The organism is Alkanindiges illinoisensis (assembly GCF_004377485.1).
Lineage (GTDB): Bacteria > Pseudomonadota > Gammaproteobacteria > Pseudomonadales > Moraxellaceae > Alkanindiges > Alkanindiges illinoisensis_A.
The window spans coordinates 11,861-33,415 of record NZ_SNTY01000076.1 but is presented as its reverse complement, the minus strand read 5'-3'; the positions used below and the strand labels follow the sequence as shown (position 1 = coordinate 33,415).

Annotated in this window: 18 protein-coding genes and 1 tRNA gene; 7 read left to right on the top strand and 12 right to left on the bottom strand. The window is 45.6% G+C overall.

Features of this window, described 5'->3' with window-relative positions:
* The first annotated feature begins 112 nt into the window (after positions 1 to 112).
* Entirely contained in the window at positions 113 to 1,510 is a 1,398-nt protein-coding gene (gene gdhA / locus E2B99_RS12970) for an NADP-specific glutamate dehydrogenase (protein ID WP_134245542.1), read from the top strand.
* 114 nt (positions 1,511 to 1,624) lie between these two features.
* Here the strand turns inward: gdhA and E2B99_RS12965 are convergent, their stop codons facing one another.
* From E2B99_RS12965 to E2B99_RS12925, 9 genes are all read right to left on the bottom strand, one after another.
* The gene (locus E2B99_RS12965) at positions 1,625 to 2,422 is read right to left on the bottom strand and encodes an META and DUF4377 domain-containing protein (RefSeq protein ID WP_134245540.1); all 798 of its coding nucleotides are present in this window, start codon (positions 2,420 to 2,422) and stop codon (positions 1,625 to 1,627) included.
* Positions 2,423 to 2,510: 88 nt separating this feature from the next.
* The gene (locus tag E2B99_RS12960) at positions 2,511 to 3,287 is read right to left on the bottom strand and encodes a DODA-type extradiol aromatic ring-opening family dioxygenase (protein WP_134245537.1); all 777 of its coding nucleotides are present in this window, start codon (positions 3,285 to 3,287) and stop codon (positions 2,511 to 2,513) included.
* Between the two features lie 312 nt (positions 3,288 to 3,599).
* The gene (gene rlmH, locus E2B99_RS12955) at positions 3,600 to 4,079 is read right to left on the bottom strand and encodes a 23S rRNA (pseudouridine(1915)-N(3))-methyltransferase RlmH (protein WP_134245535.1); all 480 of its coding nucleotides are present in this window, start codon (positions 4,077 to 4,079) and stop codon (positions 3,600 to 3,602) included.
* Between the two features lie 274 nt (positions 4,080 to 4,353).
* The gene (gene lon, locus E2B99_RS12950; RefSeq protein ID WP_134245533.1) at positions 4,354 to 6,777 is read right to left on the bottom strand and encodes an endopeptidase La; all 2,424 of its coding nucleotides are present in this window, start codon (positions 6,775 to 6,777) and stop codon (positions 4,354 to 4,356) included.
* 308 nt (positions 6,778 to 7,085) lie between these two features.
* Positions 7,086 to 7,763 (bottom strand): ERF family protein, encoded by a 678-nt coding sequence (locus E2B99_RS12945; RefSeq protein ID WP_134245531.1) that lies wholly within the window; start codon positions 7,761 to 7,763, stop codon positions 7,086 to 7,088.
* 10 nt (positions 7,764 to 7,773) lie between these two features.
* On the bottom strand, positions 7,774 to 7,989 hold the full coding sequence (locus E2B99_RS12940; protein ID WP_134245529.1) for a hypothetical protein: 216 nt from the start codon (positions 7,987 to 7,989) through the stop codon (positions 7,774 to 7,776).
* Between the two features lie 260 nt (positions 7,990 to 8,249).
* The gene (locus E2B99_RS12935; protein ID WP_134245526.1) at positions 8,250 to 8,867 is read right to left on the bottom strand and encodes a DUF1367 family protein; all 618 of its coding nucleotides are present in this window, start codon (positions 8,865 to 8,867) and stop codon (positions 8,250 to 8,252) included.
* Complete coding sequence (locus tag E2B99_RS12930) at positions 8,864 to 9,535, bottom strand: hypothetical protein (RefSeq protein ID WP_240687835.1); 672 nt, start codon at positions 9,533 to 9,535, stop codon at positions 8,864 to 8,866. The genes E2B99_RS12935 and E2B99_RS12930 overlap by 4 nt, the downstream gene beginning before the upstream one ends.
* Positions 9,536 to 9,537: 2 nt before the next feature.
* Positions 9,538 to 10,467, bottom strand: coding sequence for an ATP-binding protein (locus E2B99_RS12925; RefSeq protein WP_134245524.1), 930 nt, complete (start codon positions 10,465 to 10,467; stop codon positions 9,538 to 9,540).
* Positions 10,468 to 10,995: 528 nt separating this feature from the next.
* On the opposite strand from E2B99_RS12925, the gene E2B99_RS12920 reads away from it, so the two are divergent.
* Together E2B99_RS12920 and E2B99_RS12915 are read left to right on the top strand one after the other, a co-directional pair.
* The gene (locus E2B99_RS12920; protein ID WP_134245521.1) at positions 10,996 to 11,223 is read left to right on the top strand and encodes a hypothetical protein; all 228 of its coding nucleotides are present in this window, start codon (positions 10,996 to 10,998) and stop codon (positions 11,221 to 11,223) included.
* 201 nt (positions 11,224 to 11,424) lie between these two features.
* The gene (locus tag E2B99_RS12915; RefSeq protein WP_134245519.1) at positions 11,425 to 11,643 is read left to right on the top strand and encodes a hypothetical protein; all 219 of its coding nucleotides are present in this window, start codon (positions 11,425 to 11,427) and stop codon (positions 11,641 to 11,643) included.
* Between the two features lie 644 nt (positions 11,644 to 12,287).
* Here the strand turns inward: E2B99_RS12915 and E2B99_RS12910 are convergent.
* Positions 12,288 to 12,374 (bottom strand) — tRNA-Leu (locus E2B99_RS12910).
* Between the two features lie 139 nt (positions 12,375 to 12,513).
* Here E2B99_RS12910 and queA point away from each other — a divergent pair.
* On the top strand, positions 12,514 to 13,548 hold the full coding sequence (gene queA / locus E2B99_RS12905) for a tRNA preQ1(34) S-adenosylmethionine ribosyltransferase-isomerase QueA (protein ID WP_134245517.1): 1,035 nt from the start codon (positions 12,514 to 12,516) through the stop codon (positions 13,546 to 13,548).
* A 44-nt stretch (positions 13,549 to 13,592) separates the two neighbouring features.
* On the opposite strand, the gene E2B99_RS12900 is transcribed toward queA, so the two are convergent.
* Complete coding sequence (locus E2B99_RS12900; RefSeq protein WP_134245515.1) at positions 13,593 to 14,750, bottom strand: DUF389 domain-containing protein; 1,158 nt, start codon at positions 14,748 to 14,750, stop codon at positions 13,593 to 13,595.
* Positions 14,751 to 14,959: 209 nt separating this feature from the next.
* Here E2B99_RS12900 and tgt point away from each other — a divergent pair, with 209 nt between their 5' ends.
* Entirely contained in the window at positions 14,960 to 16,078 is a 1,119-nt protein-coding gene (gene tgt, locus E2B99_RS12895; RefSeq protein ID WP_134245513.1) for a tRNA guanosine(34) transglycosylase Tgt, read from the top strand.
* Between the two features lie 249 nt (positions 16,079 to 16,327).
* On the top strand, positions 16,328 to 17,557 hold the full coding sequence (locus tag E2B99_RS12890) for a GAF domain-containing sensor histidine kinase (RefSeq protein WP_134245511.1): 1,230 nt from the start codon (positions 16,328 to 16,330) through the stop codon (positions 17,555 to 17,557).
* A gap of 171 nt (positions 17,558 to 17,728) precedes the next feature.
* On the opposite strand, the gene E2B99_RS12885 is transcribed toward E2B99_RS12890, so the two are convergent.
* Positions 17,729 to 18,481: an SIMPL domain-containing protein gene (locus E2B99_RS12885; protein ID WP_134245509.1), complete on the bottom strand. Its 753-nt coding sequence runs from the start codon at positions 18,479 to 18,481 to the stop codon at positions 17,729 to 17,731.
* A 212-nt stretch (positions 18,482 to 18,693) separates the two neighbouring features.
* Here E2B99_RS12885 and glnE point away from each other — a divergent pair, with 212 nt between their 5' ends.
* Positions 18,694 to 21,489, top strand: a complete 2,796-nt coding sequence (gene glnE, locus E2B99_RS12880; RefSeq protein WP_134245507.1) for a bifunctional [glutamate--ammonia ligase]-adenylyl-L-tyrosine phosphorylase/[glutamate--ammonia-ligase] adenylyltransferase — start codon at positions 18,694 to 18,696, stop codon at positions 21,487 to 21,489.
* The last annotated feature ends 66 nt before the right edge of the window (positions 21,490 to 21,555 follow it).

Genomic DNA, 21,555 nt, shown 5'->3' with positions numbered 1-21,555 from the left:
TAAAACAAATAAAGTGGCAAATGATGCGAGAATCCTGCGACAAGGTCAAATAAAACTTGTCAAAAACGCTGCAAGTGCAACAGATAATCCCTGCCAGAAACTGAATTCTGCGATGATCCTGTTTTGCCTCATCCTATTTATTTTTATGGATAAGAGAGAGTTAATTTTGAAATATAGTTCAGTTAATGATTTTTTGAATACAGTAAGCCGCCGCAATCAAAGTGAACCAGAGTTCATGCAAGCGGTGGAAGAAGTAATGACCAGTTTGTGGCCCTTTATTGAAAAAAATTCTTTTTATGCTGAGCAGGGCTTACTGGAGCGTCTGGTTGAGCCGGAACGTATTATCCAGTTTCGGGTGGCCTGGGTCGATGACCGCAATGAAGTGCAGGTCAATCGGGCATGGCGGGTGCAGTTTAATTCAGCCATTGGGCCATATAAGGGTGGTATGCGCTTTCACCCTTCAGTCAATGTATCTATCCTGAAATTTCTGGGTTTTGAGCAAACCTTTAAAAATGCCCTGACCACATTACCCATGGGGGGCGGCAAGGGCGGTTCTGACTTTGATCCGAAAGGTAAAAGTAACAATGAAGTTATGCGGTTTTGTCAGGCACTGATGCTGGAACTATATCGTCATCTTGGCCCCAATACTGATATCCCGGCTGGTGATATTGGTGTGGGTGCGCGTGAGATAGGTTATATGACGGGCATGATGAAAAAGATTAGCAATGATACCGCCTGTGTTTTTACCGGTAAGGGTTTGTCTTATGGCGGCAGCCTGATGCGGCCTGAAGCCACCGGATATGGCTGTGTGTATTTTACCGAGCAGATGCTGCACACCCGGGGTGAAACGCTGGACAACAAGAAAATTGCCATTTCCGGATCTGGCAATGTGGCGTTACATGCGGCAGAAAAGGCCATTGAGCTGGGTGCCAAAGTGGTCACCTTATCAGATTCAAACGGCACCCTGCATATTGAGCAAGGGCTTGATATTGAATTGCTTGAGCAAATCAAGCTGCATAAAACTATCCAGCGCAAGCGTCTATCAGAGTTTGCCACCGAGCAGAAGCTGACCTATTACCCAGATCAGCGTCCTTGGCATCTCCCCGTAGATATTGCCTTGCCGTGTGCCACACAAAATGAACTCAACCAGCAGGATGCAGAACTGCTAATTAAAAATGGCGTGATGTGTGTGGCAGAAGGGGCAAATATGCCCTGTACACTGGATGCAGTAAACTGTTTTTTAAATGCCAAAATTTTGTATGCGCCGGGCAAGGCCAGTAATGCAGGCGGGGTAACCACTTCTGGGCTGGAAATGACGCAAAATGCCATGCGTTTAAGCTGGCCACATGCTGATGTAGACAGTCGCTTGCATCACATCATGCAGCAGATTCATCAAAGCTGCGTGTTTTATGGCCAAGCTGAGGATGGCACTGTGAATTATGTGAACGGTGCGAATATTGCCGGGTTTGTTAAAGTCGCTGATGCCATGCTGGCGCAAGGTGTCTGGTAGCTTTAAGCTGGTTTTTAGAAAATAAACCAACTCAAGACTTATCATAAAAAATGGCGTATTCAGAAAATTAAGAATACGCCATTTCTTGTTTTACAGGTTAGATCAATTAATGATTTATTTAACCTGTTCACGCTCAACAATCATGTCAAATACATAGGCAGCGCTGGACGCATCCGCTGGTGGGTTTTTAACAGGATATTTTTTCGCCCGAATAATTACACGCTCATTGATATTATGCGTATAGCCTTCAATTGGAGCATAAAAATTTTCCCAGCTATTGGATACATAGCTTTTTAGGCCCTGATCATTGTATTTAACCTGACGCACCTGCAAGCACTGCATCTGGCGCACACCTGCATCACAGGTTTGGGTTTTGGGTGAAATTTCCAGAAAAATGGTTTCAGCCTGCGTCCCATATTTGGTTTCTGGCGTGGCAATTCCTTTAAACACCAATGTATCACCGGATGCGCTCACTAGCGTTAACCGAGGCTGACCATTGACTGTAGTAATCTTCAGCGTGGAGCTGCCTTCAATAATCTTGCCCATCAGGCTGTCCAACTGGTTGATTGGAGCATCACAAGCCATCATGGTGGACACCAGATTACCAACGCTTAATACGTTGCCCTTGAGTTTGTAGGTACCGCCCATGTGGTTACAGGTATTTAATATACCAATATTGTTGTCTTTAAATTGAAGGCTAACGGGTTGATCCGGACGCACAAACAGGCTACTGATGGCTTGGCCTTGTTGATTGGTCGCTTGTACCAGTTGCCATGTATAGCTGCTTAACGTGGGATTGCTTAAAGATATTGTAGTTGCACTGTCTGATATACTGGTTTGATTAGGATGCAAGCCAGAATGGGTACAGGCCATTAGTGATAAGCTCATTGCAAGCAGTAAGGAATTTTTCATTGTTGGGTTTCACCAGTTTCTTAATACCTCATTATAAAAAAGCCACACCAATGTATTGCATGGCTTTGGTTAACGCGCTGCTATTTTTTTAATCAAACCGGTATAAATCCATACCCAGTGCACCCAGACTAAAACTCGAATGAACCAGACTAAAGCGCGAGCCAGTACCCATTGCAAAAAATAGCGGTGACAAATGCTCAAGGGTTGGATGATTGCGCCTTACATGCGGTGCCTGCTTCCAGTCCAGTACCGCTGCAAAATCATCATTATTCAGTTGATGCACTACCCAGTTGCGAAAGCCCGAAGCCCATTCCGGGGTGCTGGCCTGTTCTTCAGCCCAGCTTAGTTCAGCCAGATTATGGGTAATACTGCCAGAACCAATGAGCAAAATCTGTTCATGGCGCAAGGGCGCTAAAATCTGGCCCACTTGGTAAATCTGTGCTGCACTGAAATGAACGGGTAGCGATATCTGGATTACTGGAATATCAGCTTCCGGGTACATGTGCAGCAAAGGCATCCAAACACCGTGATCGCGTGGTCGCAAGCTGTTGGCATGTGCTGGCATGCCGCTATGCGTTAGCATTTGAATCATGCGTTCGGCCAGGATGGCATCACCCGGCGCTGGGTAACGAAGCTGATATAGCTCACGTGGAAAACCACCAAAGTCATGCCAGGTTTCTGGACGGCTGCTGGTGCTAACTTCCAGCGCCTGACTTTCCCAATGTGCCGACATCACCACAATGGCGCGTGGCTTGGGCAGGTTAATGGACAAGCGGTGCAGGGCTGGCCCCACTTGCTCAGGCTCAATCGCCAGCATGGGCGAGCCATGGGAAATAAACAGGCCGGGCAAGGTGGATATGCTCATAATGGACTCAAAAATCTCTAGATAAAAATTAATAAAGCTAGGTGAGCAACAAGTACCCTGTAGGTAAGCGGTTTAATAGCCCTGCTCAAACATAAAACAGTAAATCCAGTTTTGAAATCCAGCCTTGGAAATACTGTTCAGAAGATAATAATGCAGGGCAATGTTACAGATTTAAAGACTTGCGGATGCAACAGATTGTTATCAATGCTGCAACGATCAGTAAATTAATGTGTTAAAAGCTTAAATTTTAAAGCTCAAAGCTAATGATCAAGCCTTAGTTTTTAATCAAAAGCTATCATAAGAGTTGATTTATCAAGCGCGATGATAGGGATGGTTATGAATCACCGTCATGGCACGATAAAGTTGTTCGATCAATACGATACGTACCAGTGGATGCGGTAAGGTAAGATCAGATAAAGACCAGTGCCACTTGGCCTTTTGGCGGACTTCATCCGACAAGCCATCTGGCCCGCCAATTGCCAGTGCAATGTCCTGACCATCCTGCATCCAGTTTTGCATGGTACTGGCCAGTTTTTCAGTGGTTAAATGGCGGCCATTCACTTCAAGGGCAATGAGTTGTTCTTGTGGTTTTAGGGCTTGCAAAATACTGCTGCCTTCCTGAATACAGTACTTTTGGATATCAGTATCAGAATCATTTTTGCCGCGTTTGGCCATTGGCAGTTCAATAATCTGGGTTTGCACAAACGGTTGAATGCGTTTGAAATAATCATCAAAGCCGGTTTGCACCCAGTCTGGCATCTTCTGGCCAATGGTTAGGATTCTGATTTTCATAATAAGAAAAATAACAGCCATAAAAAGATATGGTAGCACAGCCCTGGTGATCCGGTTCTAACAGAAATGATATGGTTTAAGCGAGAGAATTTAACAATTTCTAATCATGATCAAAATCAGGAAAAATGAGCAAAAACAGCAGGCAAAAAAAAGGCAGTCCAAAAGGGGTGTTGGACTGCCAACCAAGCCCATCTGCCTGGAGATCACAGATGGGCGACCGATAAGCGAGAAGCTTAGGTATCAACCATACGTCATTAAGACTCAGTTTAAACTGTTAATGACGTGCAGCTTTATCGCTTTCAACTGTTGTTGAAACAATAGGCGCCTTTGCAAGTGGCTCTGGCATATGTACCAAAGCTGCTGGCAATACGTCATCAATCGTTTTCACAGCCCTGATTTCAAGGCCTTCTTTTACGTTATCCGGCACTTCGGCCAAATCACGAATGTTTTCTTCCGGAATCAATACCAGCTTGATTCCACCACGGTGAGCTGCCAGTAGTTTCTCTTTTAGCCCGCCAATCCGCAGTGCACGGCCACGCAAGGTTACTTCACCTGTCATTGCCACATCAGCACGAATCGGAATGCCGGTAAAGGCAGACACCAGTGCTGTGGTCAATGCCAGACCCGCAGAAGGGCCATCCTTGGGTGTCGCACCTTCAGGCATATGCACATGCACGTCAGTATCACTGAAGCGTTCATGTGGAATACCCAACTGGTCACCACGGGTACGTACTACAGTCATTGCAGCCTTGATAGATTCCTGCATCACATCACCTAGCGAACCGGTTGCAGTATAAATACCTTTGCCTTTTACAGCGGCAGCTTCAATGGTCAGTAACTCACCACCCACTGAAGTCCATGCCAGGCCAGTTACCCGGCCAATCTGAGCGTCATCTTCGGCCTGACCGTAGTCAAACTTATATACCCCAGAGTACTCGTTCAAATTATTTACATTGATATCAATGTGTATGTTTTTTGAACGACTGGTTACAGCTTCCTTCACTACTTTGCGGCAAATCTTGGAAATTTCACGCTCAAGGTTACGAACACCAGCTTCACGGGTATAACGGCGAATCAGGTCACGAACTGCACCTTCTTCCACAGTCAGCTCTTTTTCCTTAAGACCATTGGCTTTAATGGCTTTTGGAATCAGATAGCGCTCTGCAATGTTGACCTTTTCTTCCTCGGTATAGCCGGGCAGACGGATGACTTCCATACGGTCCAGCAACGGTGCAGGAATATCCATGCTGTTGGCAGTACAGATGAACATCACTTCCGACAAGTCCAGATCCATATCTAAATAGTGATCGTTGAACTTGTGGTTTTGTGATGGATCAAGCACTTCCAGCAGCGCAGACGCTGGATCACCACGGTAATCCTGTGCCATCTTGTCAATTTCATCCAGTAGGAACAGCGGATTTTTTACACCCACTTTTGACAAATGCTGCACAATCTTGCCGGGCATCGCACCAATATAGGTACGGCGATGGCCACGAATTTCGGCTTCATCACGTACGCCACCCAAGGCCATACGTACGAACTCACGACCTGTTGCCTTGGCAATCGATTCACCCAGACTGGTTTTACCCACGCCTGGAGGGCCAACCAGACACAATACCGGGCCTTTCAACTGTTTTACTCGGGACTGTACTGCTAGGAACTCAACAATGCGTTCCTTAACTTCTTCCAGACCGTAGTGATCAGAATCCAGAATCTGCTGGGCTTTATCCAGTTTGATGCTGACCTTGCTGGCTTTTTTCCACGGTGTGTTCAGAATCCAGTCAAGATAGTTGCGCACAACCGCGGCTTCACTAGACGCTGCCTGCATGGATTTCAGCTTGCGGAATTCTGCATCGGCTTTTTTACGTACGTCTTCTGGCAGATCAGCTTCTTCCAGACGTTTTTCAATTTCTGAAATGTCGTCATCACCGCCACCGTTCATGTCAGACAGTTCACGCTGAATCACTTTCATTTTTTCATTCAGAAAGTATTCACGCTGATTTTTTTCCATCTGGCGTTTCACGTTTTCGTGCAGGTTCTGCTCAATCTGCTGTTCTTCAGACTGCTGGGTCAAATATTCCATCAGCTCTTTAACATGCGCAGTGATATTGGCTTCTTCCAGAAACTTCTGTTTCACATCAATAGCCAATGGCGCACGGGTGGCAATGAAATAAACCAGTTCCAGCAAGTCTTCAATTTTATCGCTGGCCGCACTCAGTTCACGCGCATTGCGTAGCTTGGCTTCAGCATATTGTGAAAACAGGGATTGCAGGGTTTCACGCTGCTGCTTTTGCTGCTCAGGGCTTAATGCGACAGGCACAGGCTCTGCTGTAGTTTCTGCACGCATATAGTCGTCCAGCTCAACAATCGTATCCAGACGGGCACGATACAAGCCTTCAATGAGTACCTTGATGCAGTTGTCATCATTTTCATGATTGACGACCTGAACAATACGGCACACTGTTCCGTAGTGATACAGGTTGTCATTGTCAATCTCTTCGGCCAGTGAGTCCTTTTGCGCAACGACAAATACCAGATTGTCATTTTCACGGGCGACTTCAACGGCATTGATTGATTTTGGGCGACCCACAAATAAAGCAATCTGCATGTGCGGATAAACCACCACATCGCGTAATGCCAGTAAAGGCAGGCTACCTTCCACTGGAAGAGTTGGATTTTGAATTGTTGTCTCGGACATAGGGCACTCCTACTGAGTGACAAATGATTTTGTCATATGTCATTAGTGATGCATTTTCAGAAAAAAACAAGTGCTTTTCCTGAAAAATCATGTAGTAGTGTTCATATTTTAGCTCGTTAATCCTTTAATACCCTGTAAAACCAAGGGTTTTAGTCAGAATTAAATTACGCAACACTACAAATTTTTCGATAGGGCAGTAGCTCTAACAAGTCAATAAAATGCTTGGCGAAACTATTGGCAAAGCGGCCTGAAAACCAGAGCTTCACGCCGCTTAAAACAGGAATTTGCATCAACAAAAAAAGACTGGATCAGACCTTTTTGTGCATCAGGTTATCATGACGTGATTTCAGCGCATTCTTGATTTCGCCAACATCAAGCTCGCTATACTGCCGTGCTGCTACATAATCACGGATAGCAGCAAGCGCAGTCACGTCAGCCGCTTTCTGGATATCGGCCAGAATACTGGGCAGTGATTTGGCATTGCTACCATTGTTATTCAGATCACTGCTCTGCATATTCTGCTTGACCGGCTTCTGGCTGGGCTTTCTGGCTGGTGCTGGCTCATGAATGGTGGCATCCGGATCGTTATCGCCTTCGGTTGGAATGGCAAAGGTCTGGAAACAGGCATATTTATAGGCAATCGACATGGCCTTGTTGGTGGCCTTGTCGCCTGAATCCATCGCTTCACCATAGGTGCAGGCGGTATGTTTGCTGCCATCTTCAGCGCATACAAAGTCAAACTCCATTTTAACCACCACAAAGTACAGGGTTTTTGGCCCACTTTGGCGTTGTGATTCATGGCGTTCCACACAGCGTGGAATAATGACCAGACCGTGCTCGGACAATAACGGACTCAGGGTATTGTACACATCATCAATACCGCGAAATGCATAGCCTGCACCAAATCCGCTGGCCATTCTATCCTTGGAAATCCCTTCTTTTGACAATGCGCGCTGCACGGCATTGATGGCTTGATATACTTTCATTTTTTCACCTTTATTTCTGGTAAAACAAAGTCGCTGGTAAAACAGAATGTTGTATTACGCTATTTACTAAGCGATCTGGAATAGCCCGCTGCTCGGCTTGTTTGCGCTGGAGCCAGCTGGCTTTGGGCGGCTGCTTGAGAGGGTGGGGCTGCTGATGTGCTGGCATGGGTTTAATTAATTCATCCAGCCACGCCAGCTTGTTGGTACTCATCATGGTCATATTCATCTGAATCACCCTCTGTGCTAACGTCCCTGTAAACATAATGTTGAAATGCACGCCACCCTGAAATCCCAGCCTTGATGATGTGCTGTATCTATAGCTTAGATGGGATTAAAACATAGGAATCCAAGTGATTGTAGGGAATGTGCGACATAAGATGTCGCCATGGGGTCTACTGGATAAAATAGATACTGTTGAATTAATTTGAACAAATTATCGGCGATCAGGAGATGGTTAAATGACGAAACCACACGCATTCTGGATAGCTAGGCTGCCATGTCCAGCATGCGGTTAATTGCATTTTCTGCATCGGCTTCACATTCAAAATGCCGACTCAATACAAAGCGCCAGCACACACCAAATGCTGCCCTGTAAAACTCATTAAATTCGGCCTGGGTCATTTTGGCGAAACTAATGGATTTGGCTTTTTTTTCAATAGTGCCATCCGGTAGGCGTACCACGTCGTAATAGCCGCATTCAATCTTGATCCAGCGATGAATCTCAGCCGTGCTTGCCGGCATCGGATTAATCAGCTTGGCGGCACGCTTTTGCGTTAGCCTTTGCAGATAATCCTGCTGGAGTGCCTGACTTTGCTCAGGCGATAACGCAATGCCTTTACTTTGCAAATAATGGCAAAACGATGCTGCCGTCCTCACTTCAGCCGGATGTACCAGCCCGGTTTGCGGTTCCCAATAGTCCTTGACCAATCCAATCAAGCCACCAAAATACAGCCGATGGTGTTGCAGGCTGCGATCTGCCTGACGTTTGGTTTCCGTTTTGATCACCTGACCAATCCGGTAGGTTTGTCGCATGATGGCATAGTCGTGCTCGGTTGCTGGAACCAGCGCACGGCCATTGCACACCATCATCATATCTACGCTCATGCCACTTTTCCTCTTATTTCAGAATCTCTAAATTCCGCCATCCAGACCCGCGCAAACTCTGCGAGATCACGGGCAACATCCCTGATTTCATCCTGCATCCCGGCATAGGCATACTGATCCAGACGGTGATAATCCTTGATAAACACCGGATAATGACCCAGTGCATCCGGTTCGGTGGGCAGGCCGCTATGCTCAAACACCTGATAGGTAAAATGGGCTTTACCACGCATGGCCAGATAAGCACGCCATTGCAGGCTGTCCATGTAGCGCTCATGGTCGAAGCGGGCAGTCAGCTTATGGTCAATCAGCTTGGCAGGAGTCTCAGCATCGATCTTGCCTACTAGCACCACATTGTCAAACACAGGCCATTCATGAATCTGCTCACGAATCGCGCCCAGCTCAATGGTGCCGCTAAGGTCATCCGGCAAGATAAAATGAAAACCATATTTGTCCGGAGTAGCCAGCAATTGCGGCTCTAGCTGGCCCTTTTCCAGAAAACGGTGAAATGACGTGCCCACTCGCATCGCCTGACTCGGCTTCTTGCGGGCAAACAGCTCATGCGCCAATTGCTCGCTGCTCATGTCCTCATTGGCCATGCCATGCACATAAGTGTCCAGCATGGTTACTGACAAACGTAGTGGCATGTTGTGCAAGGCGCGGGAAGACATGCTTAGGCCACCTCGTCATGCACATCATCGACAAACTCACCTTCCACAAAGATCACCTTATGGCTTAAACCCTTAAAAGCCAGATCTAGCGCTTGCCGCATTTCCTTGAGATACAAATGCTCAGGTTTTAACTGTTCGCGCAGGTCATTCAAATCATCAGCATGTTCCGCCGCCATGCACGCATTACGATAGTTTTCCAGTTCCTGCAAGGCAGCAGCCTGAAACTCGCTCAGGCTATTAATATGATCCTTGGCCTGCTGGATAATATCTGCCAGTGCAGCCGGGTTTTTATCCAGACCGGGCAGAATCATGTTGCCGATGGCACCGGAATCCTTGGCATGATGTGAGGTAGATGGTGAAAAGTTCAGAGAAACTTCAGCACCCTGTTCGCCCTGCACCGTGGTCATATAACCCATCATATCGGCGACCTTGTAAGCTTCTTTCTTGCTACCACCCACCATATCCGGGCGGATAATCAGCTCATCGCCTTTTTTATCCTCAGCCGCATGCGCCAGCAAAATTACATCCTTGCCAAATGAGCGAATCAGGTTAAGCCAGCTACTAAAGCGTTTATTTAGTGCCCCATAGCCCTGAATGGACAGCTCCTTGCTATTTTTGCGGCAGTTTTTCTGGTCTTTAACCAAATCCGCAATAATTACATCCAGCATCCGGCCAGCAGTATCAATAATGATAGAATCATAACCTTCCAGATCCTCTGCATTAATTGCTGCCACATCAGACCAGCTACCTACCGGCACGGTATCTTTACGGAACTTGCCAGCACGATGCGCGCCACGGTCAAAGTCAAATAAAATCGGGTTTTTGGCACTAAAGGCCAGTGAGGTTTTGCCAATTCCTGGATCGCCATAAATAAACACGATCAGGTTGTCCACGCGCATCGGTTCTGCAGCAGTGACGATTCTTAATGCCATTTCTGGTACTCCTCAGACTCAGGCTTAAATACTTCAAATACGGCTACCGTTCTGGTAAAAAAACAGTTTTATTTCTTCATAGTCCAGAATAAATATTTGCCGCCATGAATCTAATTAATGGTGTTTATTTCATCAATTACAATGGATTTCAGGCTATTCACTGAGAATCTACAATCAAAAAATATTATTAAAATTCAATATATTATGATTAATAATTTATAAGTTTCGTTTTGCTTGCGTCATTCTGTGACGCGTATAAAAAATAGCTCATCAAAATAATTATAAATTGATAAAAAGTTACGTCTTTTACATGAAGTGACCGAGCAATAAAAAAAACGTGTGCTTTGACGTGTTTGTACTACACAGCAGAAATAGCTTTTAAGTTATGTTGAATCGATTCAATAGATCTCTTGCATCAGTCTGGTTTCGACAAGCCCAACCAACGCTGCCTGAGCCTGTCGAAGGCGAGTTGGTACAAATTATGAAAGAAGTCTAATTAATTAACTTTATAAAACTTAGAGGTTAACAATGAGCACCAGTAATAACGGCAGCGTCGATAACAATTTTGTTGATAGCAATACCGCTTATAATAACTTGCCTGAACATCCACAGGCTAATCAGCCTCAAACTGAAGGAGAGCGCCAGCAGCAATTGCAAAACGCGCATCTGGAAAATCAGGATGCCAAGGTGAAGTTACCGAATCAGCATACCGATAACGAACCGGAACATAAGGAAATTGGCAGTACAGACAACTAATTTAATGCTGGGTTGTAACGGCTTAATCTAAGTCTTAGTCCAGAAGCACTCTGCCTTGTTGGCTTAACATATTTCAGATATTAAAGGCGACAGGGCAAGAATTTTTTTTGGTCAATAGTAAAGGCAGCGCTACCTTATTAAAGTAGGCTTAATCCATCCTACTAGTTCCTTGTCCAGATATCACAGTGAGGATAGGCAATAATGAACAATGATATGGCAGATAGTCATACAGTTGAAGAAATCCGCCAGGCTCTGGAAAAAACCACATTAACCAAAACCATTGAACCCGATGCCTATGCTGATGCTGCGCAGGAATTTGTAGATGAATATGGCGCAGATTTACATAAGCTCTTGGGAGATAATGAATCCGATACTCATTGTAAGGCTCAACAAGTTAATCAAGAAAAAGAACTTTTATAGACTACACAGAAAATTTAATTGATAGAATATTAAAGCCATAACTAGCAAAGAATCATTTTTAATATGACTGTGCCATTATTTTAATGCTGAAAGTAAAGTTTTATATCTTTGGTCCATAGTAGTACTTAAATAAAATGAGTCACTTACAAAATACAAGTTATTCAATAGAAATTGCTGGATAAATAACCAATACATAACTCGGTTTGTCAGTAACATAGCACCTTGCTAATCTAGCATTAACAAAGTTTTTAAGTGCTATGGAAAATGTCCCAATTTGCTAATCATGGTAGTTACAGCTTTAATCCGAATACCACAAGAAACACAGGCTCAATGAATCATCGTACACACCAGATTAATCCAAATCACCGGGTGTGTCAGAGTGGCGATAAAATCACAATTAACCGTAAGAAAAAAATGGGCTATTAATACAGCACAAAACTAAAAGCTCATCGTTAAGATGGGCTTTTTTTATGAATTAAGTTTGTTAATTGAATTCATCTTAGAGAGATTGATTATTAATACGATGCCATGAAAGAAAACTAATTTTTAAAAAATGAGCTTTAAAAGCGGGTTAATTTATACGAGTGAAATATTTCAATTAAGGAATTGAAGAAGCAAGTATTTAATTTTATTATTTAAAATTATGGTCCCGGGGGTCGGACTCGAACCGACACGTCATCTCTGACAGTGGATTTTGAGTCCACCGCGTCTACCAATTTCACCACCCCGGGCAGGAGTAGATATGGGTTGCTATCTTAGCGGCCTCAAAATTATTGTCAAGCACAACGGGTTGGCTTTTAAGCTGTTTGATTAGTTTTTGACTTTTCAATTCGTTATAATTCCCACACTTTTGGCTGTCATGCTGTGTTCATGCAATTATCTGATTTTTCCTATAACCTTCCGGACGAGCTGATTGCCCGTTATCCCCTAGCCAAACGCAGTGCATCACGTCTGTTGCATCTCAATGCACAGGGTCAGACCAAAGACTGCACTATTGCCCAGCTTCCCGAGTTATTGCAGGCAGGTGATTTATTAGTACTCAATGATACACGGGTAATCAAGGCGCGCCTGCATGGCAAGCGAGCCAGCGGCGGTGCAGTTGAAGTACTGGTAGAGCGTATTACCGGGACAGATACCGCACTTGCGCATGTTAAAGCCAGTAATTCGCCTAAAGCTGGCGCTACCTTATATCTGGCAGATAGTCAGTTGGAAGCGCAAGTTGAAGGGCGGCAAAATAACCTGTATGCGTTGCGCTTTAACCAGCCTGTATTGCCAGCGCTAGAGCAGTTTGGCGCCCTACCGATTCCGCCTTATTTTAACCGTGCAGCGGATGAAACCGATGACGAGCGTTATCAGACCGTCTTTAATAATCCAGATAAGGCCGCTAGTGTAGCAGCACCCACAGCCAGTCTGCATTTTGATGATGAGTTGCTGACAGCGCTAGCGCAAAAAGGTATTGACAAGGCTTTTGTGACTTTGCATGTAGGTGCAGGAACTTTTCAGCCGGTGCGCACCGATAATATTGCTGAGCATGTTATGCATAGTGAGTGGGGCGAAGTACCCCAAGCTACCGTTGAGCTGGTTGAAAAAACCAAAGCAAATGGCGGCAAAATTATTGCAGTTGGCACCACTGCAACCCGCGCGCTGGAAAGTGCCGCCAAAGCCAATAATGGTGAACTCAAGGCATGGTCTGGCGAAACGGATATTTTTATTTATCCCGGCTATCGTTTTAAGGTGATTGACCGGTTACTTACCAATTTTCATTTACCGGAATCTACCTTGTTGATGCTGGTGTCAGCGCTGGCTGGCCGTGAGCCTGTGCTTCAAGCCTATGCACATGCCATTCAAGAAAAATACCGTTTCTTTAGCTATGGCGATGCGATGTTGATTGATCGAAAGATCTAGATTTTACAGTCAGATTCACTGGCTTTATTGCAGAGCTAACTCAGCTATTGCTGTGCCAGCGAATCAGCCTCGGTAGAGGTGAGTGATAAATCATCCAGCAACTCAGGCTGCACAATAGTTACCGGTGAAAAGCGTACCTGAAGCTTAACGGGCAGGCCATCCTTGCCGGGTGCAATGCTTTTTTGGGCTGCAAGTACTTCCTGCTTGCTGGGGGCAATATCGCCTTGCAGCATCACTCGGATGAGCATGAAATTGTTATAGGGAATATATTGTACTTGCTCAATGACGTTGTTCTGCTTGGAAAATAAAACCTGAAGATGCTTGGTCGTAGATGCCTGATAATGTTGCTTTTCAACCGTGCCTAGCAAATTTAAGCCGAGATAAACTGTCAAGAACCCGAGCATGATCAGGCTAATAACATTGCGTTTGATAAAAGCCAGCGCACTTTTATCAGCTTCTTTATCAGTTACCCGGCGAAAACCTGCAATCCATAACACCAGTGATGAGCTAAACTGAATCGCCACCATATTGGTAAAAACCAGAATAAATGCGCCCAGCGCCAGTTTCCATTCAAAATGTGCCAGCAAAATACCCATCGCAACCAAAGGCGGCACCAGAGCAGTGGCTACTGCTACACCAACCACTGCCACTGACAAGCGTGTTGAAATTGATGCAAATGCCCCAGCAGCGCCGCCAGCCAGTGCAACCATTAAATCCATAAAATTTGGGCTTGTACGTGCCAGTATTTCTGCACTGATGGGCATGTTATCGTGAATAATACCCAGCAAGATACCTACCGCCGCCAGTAGGCCAATTCCGCCAAGCAGGGTTTTTAAGGATGTACCCAGCAGGATCATGCGATTATCAATCAGGGCTAGGGCAATACCGGAAATTGGCCCAGTCATCATTGCCACCAGCATGGCTCCAATCACTACCGCTGGTGAGTTGGCAAGTAAGCCATAGCCTGCAATGATGCCTGCCAGTGTATTCATAATAAAGAAAGTTTTGCTGGGCAGGGCATTAGCCTGAATATTCAGCCGTACTTGCTTGTGATCTATCTTTTTATTATTTTCACGTTTGGCCTGCTTATAGCGCAATTTCTCTTTTAATATTTCATATTTATCCTGGTGCGGATTATCAGAAATGATAATAGTGGGATCAGCGTCATTTTTATTACCAATCTTTTCATCGTTTTGGGACATATTTAATCATTTACCTGAATATGCAATAAAGTACTATTAACTTGATAAAGACACGCTAATTTTAAATGCCTAAACGTTATTAATATTGCCTGCTCTAAAATAGAGGTGCTAGCACTTCTTTGTATAATCAACGACAATAGACGCCTGATTTTGAAAGTCGTTTAAAAATCGGTGAACTGTTTCTTCGCTGGATTCATTTAGGTTAATTCATGAAATTTGAAAAACTTGCCCAAACCGGGCGTGCACGTCGTGGTCGTTTAACATTAAATCATGGTGTAGTAGAAACACCGGCATTTATGCCCGTAGGAACCTACGGCACTGTAAAAGGCATGCTACCGCGCGATATTGAAGATATTGGTGCTCATATTATTCTGGGTAACACCTTTCATTTATGGTTGCGTCCCGGCCTTGAAGTCATCAAGGAACACGGCGGCCTGCATGATTTTGTGAAATGGGATAAACCGATTCTGACTGACTCAGGTGGCTTTCAGGTATTTAGTCTTGGTGCCATGCGTAAAATCAAGGAAGAGGGTGTGACGTTCCGTTCACCCATTGATGGTTCCAAAATTTTCCTTTCTCCTGAAAAATCAATGGAAATCCAGCGGGTACTGAATTCCGATATTGTGATGATTTTTGATGAATGCACGCCTTATCCAGCCACTTATAGCGAGGCGCAAACTTCCATGCAAATGTCGCTACGCTGGGCCAAGCGCTGTAAGGATGCGTTTGAAGGCAACCCGAATGCACTTTTTGGCATTGTGCAGGGCGGTATGTATCCGGAACTGCGTCAGCAATCACTGGATGGGCTGACTGAAATTGGTTTTGATGGCTATGCCATTGGTGGCCTGTCGGTTGGTGAGCCGAAAGAGGACATGATCAAGATTTTGGATTACCTGCCAACCAAACTACCGGAAGACAAACCGCGTTACCTGATGGGCGTGGGCAAGCCAGAAGATATCGTGGAAGCGGTACGCCGTGGTGTGGATATGTTTGACTGTGTCATGCCAACCCGTAATGCCCGTAATGGCCATTATTTTATTACTGATGGCATTGTGCGGATTCGCAACAGCCAGTATCGGCATGACATGAATCCACTGGATCCGCACTGCGATTGTTACACCTGCCGCAATTTTACCCGCGCTTATTTGTATCATCTGGACAAATGTGGAGAAATGCTGGGCGCGATGCTGGGTACAATTCATAACTTGCGCTACTACCAGCGTCTGATGCAAATGATCCGTGAATCAATCGAAATCAACGAGTTTGATGCGTTTGTCATCGATTTCTATCAGCGTCGTGGATTATCTGTACCGGAAATGGCTGAATAAGGACAATCAGTTACTTAAATCCTAAAATGCTTTTCACATGCATATTAAAATAGCTTCTATGATATGGCCTTTTACACAAGGGCCATATAATGTTGCATTTTAAAATCAAAGACTTTAAAAATGTAGGCTTATATTTTTTTTATGAAGTTTTATTGATTAAATGTTAAGATATGAGTCTTATCAGAGGAAGGTATAACAAGACGTAAATCACTACGCAGCACCAGATAAACCATTTTGAGGAATTGCAATATGATCGAGGCTGAGTTGCCAAGCAACGAACCTGAACGCCTGTATGCCTTGAATCAGTATCAGATTATGGATACTGAGGATGAAGAGTGCTTTAATGATCTGGTTCAGCTGGCTGCCAGTATTTGCAATGTCCCTATTTCCATTATTAGTTTGCTGGATGACAAGCGAAGCTGGTTCAAGTCGGCACATGGCGTAGAGCGCGGCGCAGAAGTAGACCGCAAGTTTAGTATTTGCAGCCATGCCATCTTGCAGCCAGACGTTTTTATTGTGGAAGACACCAGCCTTGATGAACGCTTTGTCGATAATCCCACTTTAAATGGCGACCTGAACGTGCGCTTTTATGCCGGTGCGCCGCTAAAAACCAGTGATGGGCAGATACTGGGAACACTATGTATTCAGGATTCCAAGCCACGCAAGCTGGAACCAAGTCAGATTGAGGCGTTACGCATTCTTGCCCATCAGGTCATGGTGCACTTGGAACTACGCAAGTCGCACCGTGCGCTTGAGGTTTCCAACGAAAAGCTTAAAGAAATTAATTTTAACAAGGATAAATTTTTCTCAATTATTGCGCATGACCTGCGTGCGCCTTTCCATGGTATCTTAGGCTTTTCCGAAGTACTGGAAACTGAAATCGAAGACCTTGATGAAAAAGGCATTCGGGACATTGTAGGCTATTTGCGCAGCACGGCGCATGCCACATTCCGCTTGCTGGAAAACCTGCTGCAATGGGCCATGTCAGAAGGCGGTGCGATTATTTATCGTCCGCAGGATGTGCAGATTGAACAGGTCTTCCAGACTGTGTTTGAAGTGCTGGGTGCAATGGCACAAAAGAAAAATGTAATCCTGCATAATGATGCTGATCCCCGGTTAACTGTGCATGTTGACCTGAACATGATGACATCAGTGCTGCAAAATCTGACCTCCAATGCCATCAAGTTTACCCCTAGCGGTGGGCATGTTTATCTGTCTGCGCACAAGGTAAATGAGGAAATCCATATTGCTGTACGCGATACGGGCATTGGTATGCCTGAAGAGCAAATCCGGGAGTTCTTTATGCGCCAGCAACCCAAAAGCATCAAGGGTACCGATGGTGAGAAGGGTACTGGTCTGGGCTTGCTGCTATGTCGTCAGTTTGTGGAAAAGAATAATGGCCGGATTGAAATTAATTCCAAGCCCAATGAAGGCACTACCTTTACCATTATGATCCCGTATAAACCACCGATTTGCTAATTAGCGATTCGGTATGGCCTAAACTGCTATATATCAAGTTTCTATGTATTAGGCAGCCCTTGTCATCAAAGAATTTATACTAAAAACCTGAATTTTTCTCTGCTTTGACCAGCTCAAGCTATTGGGTTGGTCAAAGCAGTGTTATTGCAGTGAAGTTGATGCAAGAACAGATTATTGAATTCCATAATTAACCGTAACAACCACACGCGCCATTTTATCAATGGTAGTGGTGTTATATTCGCCGCCATATTCATCAGAACCAGTAGACAATGGGGCATTGATCTGAAATACGCCCTGCGAGGCAGAGCGCATAGTACCCACTGTTACCTCACCGCTTTTGGCAAATTCAAGCGCCCGATCATGGGCATTTTTGGTAGCTGCTGCAATCAGGGATAGTTTAATCCCCTCAATATTGGTCACCAGATATTGCGTGTCATTGCGCTCAATGCTCAGGCCATTAATAATCATCTGGTTAACCTGTGCATTTAATTTTTCTGGAATACTGACATCATTAAATACGGCGCCCAGACGCTGCGTGAGTGTATAACCCACAATCCGGTTTTCATTTCGTTGTTCATCACGCTGGTAAACCGGTTCTGACGTCCAGTCGTATTGCTGCAACTGACTGCTATTTATAAGTTTTGAGGCCAGTAACTGGCTTTTAACCTGTGCCACATTTTGCTGAAGCTGCGGCAATGCCTCGGCGACGTTTGCCCCATAGGCTGTAATACTGATACTCCAGAGTGCCCGGTCTGCCTTGATTGCTTTTTCAGCGGTGCCTTTGACGGTAATGCTTTCACGCGAGCTTGCCACCTGCTTGGCACTATGAGCCAAAATCCATGCTGAAATAATAAAACCCAGTGCCAGTAATGCGCCCAGTGTTATATAAGGGAGTAGGGAAGAACGATGGCTAGGCTGATTCATGATTTTTCCTGTAAGGAATTGGTGTTATTCGTGATAAAACGGGATTTAACATTAAGTTATGGCAGATATAGCATTGATTTAGGGTAAGCAATACAGTGGCAGGGTGCAGTTTTGTAGTAAATGATTCACTATGAAGCAGTTACTACGCATAATTCACTGGCAGGACTGATTGGCAGTATTGAGCAGTAATTCTAATGAAGCAAGGAAACAGCATGGCAGATATTCAACAGGCAGATCAATCTCGAAGCATAGGATTGGTTAATTCGGAGCAATACGAACGCACGCTGCTGGCCAGCAATTATGCCCGGCAGGTGATGCAGCAGTTGCCGGATGTGTGGATGCAGGATTATGCCATTGACCAGTTTCTACCGCTCTTAACCACCGAACAGATCAACATGCTGGTGCAGCAAACGCTGGACTCCTGTTCTGAAGAAAGCCTGTGGATGAAAAAAGCCCGGCAATTGCGCGCCCGCTTGATGTTGCGCTGGATATGGCAGGATGCCAATGATTTAACTGACGTGATTCAACTGACTCGTGAACTGTCTGATTTTGCGGATGCCTGCATTGTCTCAGCGGTAAAACTGGCCAAACAGCCCTTAATCGCCCGTTATGGCGAGCCGATTGGGGAGGAAAACGGACAGGTTCAGGATTTAATTGTGATTGGCATGGGCAAACTGGGTGCACAGGAGTTAAACCTGTCCAGTGACATTGACCTGATTTTTGCCTTTGATGAAGCAGGGGCTACCAATGGGCGCAAGTCCATTGATAACCAGCAGTTTTGTATTCAATGGGGGCAAAGTGTGATTCGTATGCTGGATCAGGTGACTGCCGATGGCTTTGTATTCCGGGTGGATATGCGCCTGCGGCCCTGGGGTGATGGCAGTGCGCTGGCCATTAGCCATGCCGCACTGGAGCGTTATCTGGCACAGCATGGCCGTGAGTGGGAGCGCTATGCCTGGATCAAGGCGCGTGGCATTACTGGTGGTAAAGCCGGGCAACTGCTAATGGACATGACCCGGCCTTTTGTTTATCGACGCTATGTGGATTACACCGCAATTGCAGCCATGCGTGACATGAAAGCCATGATTGAGCGTGAAGTACAGCGGCGCGATAGTGAAGACGATATTAAGCTGGGCGCTGGTTGTATTCGTGAAATTGAATTTATCGTGCAGGTGTTCCAGCTGATTTATGGTGGCGCACGACGCGAACTGCGGGTTAAGCACTGCCTGACTGCCTTGCAGCGGCTAGGTGAGGCAGGCTTAATTGCGCCAGTCGATGTAAATGCCTTGCAGGACAGTTACCTGTTTTTAAGGCGTCTGGAACATGCGATTCAGGCCATCGACGACCAGCAAACGCAGCTTTTGCCCACCCAGCCTGAGATTCAGGCACGTATTACCCAAATCCTTCACTTTAAGGACTGGTCTGCATTTTTAGAGCAGCTCCAGCAGGTGCGGCAAGTGGTGAGCCAGCAGTTTGCCCAGTTAATTAATGATCGTTCAGAAACACTGGAAGATCATAATGATTCGGAATCACTGCTTGCCTTGCAGCAAAAAATTGATGAAGCCACATGGCAACTGGTGCAAAACTTCTGGAACAGCAGTGCCATTAAAAAGCTGCCTGAAAATGCACGCTTGCGGCTGGATGCCTTTTGGCCTGCGCTAATCCGTATTTTATTAAAAAAACAAAAACCTCAACTGGCTTTAACGCGGTTAATTCCCCTGATTGAAAGTATTTTACGGCGCAGTGTGTATCTAGTGATGCTGGTTGAAAATCAGGGTGCTTTACAAAGGCTGGTTGATATTGTTTCGGTAAGCCCATGGATTGCTGAGGAATTAACCCATTATCCTGTGTTGCTTGATGAGTTCTTATCCACGGATTTTGATTTGCCATCGCGCCATGACTTGCAGGATAACCTGCGCCAGTTGTTATTACGGGTGGAGCGGGATGATATTGAAGAGCAAATGCGGGTACTGCGCTTATTCAAGAAAAGTCAGGTGTTGGCTGTGGCAGCCAGCGATGTGCTCGCCGAGCGTCCCTTGATGAAAGTGTCAGATGCATTAACCGATATTGCTGAAGTGGTATTACAGGCCAGTTTGCACCTGGCGCTGGACAGTGTCTATGCGCGGCATGGCCTGCCCAAACGGAGTAATGGCGAAAGCCTGACACTGGACGCTCCTGCGTTTGCCATTGTGGGCTATGGCAAGCTGGGCGGTATTGAACTGGGCTATGGCTCAGACCTTGATCTGGTGTTTTTACATGATGTGGATGAGCAATCCGATACGGATGGTAAAAAATCCATTAGCGGCATGGAATTTTGTGTCAAGGTGGCGCAGAAACTAATGTCGCTGCTGACCACGCAAACCCTGGATGGGCGTGCTTATGAAGTCGATACGAGGTTACGGCCATCCGGGCAAGCTGGTGTGCTGGTATCGAGCCTGAACGCCTTTGCGCATTATCAGGAAAAAAGTGCCTGGCTGTGGGAGCATCAGGCATTGGTCAGGGCGCGCAGTATTGCCGGAGATGCCTTGGTCAGGCAGCGTTTTGAACAAATCCGTCATCAAATCCTGACGCGTCCACGTGATGAAGCAATGGTACGGCAGGAAGTTAAAAGTATGCGCCAGAAAATGAAAGATCATTTGGGTTCAAGCAGTGATCAGCAAAAAGCCGGGATTTTTCATTTAAAACAGGACGCAGGTGGTATCGTTGATATTGAATTTATGGCACAGTATGCAGTGCTCGCTTGGAGCGGGACGAATCCAGATCTCGCCCGTTTCTCCGATAATGTACGTATCCTTGATGACACGGCAACAGCAGGCTGCTTATCCCGTAGCGATGCTGATGCCCTGACTGCTGCGTACCTGCGCGAACGTACGACCAGCCACCGGTTAGCCCTTGCCCAGCAATCCATGCAAGTTCAGGCTGCCGATTGGTTTGAGACCCGCAAGGTCGTTTGCACGCTATGGCAACGTTTGATTGATCCAGCCGCTATTGCTGGAATGGATGATTAAATGCTTGTCCTTCTGCATTTTCAAACAAAGGCTTATATCTGGGCTTTTAAAGAATTCTTGTAAAAA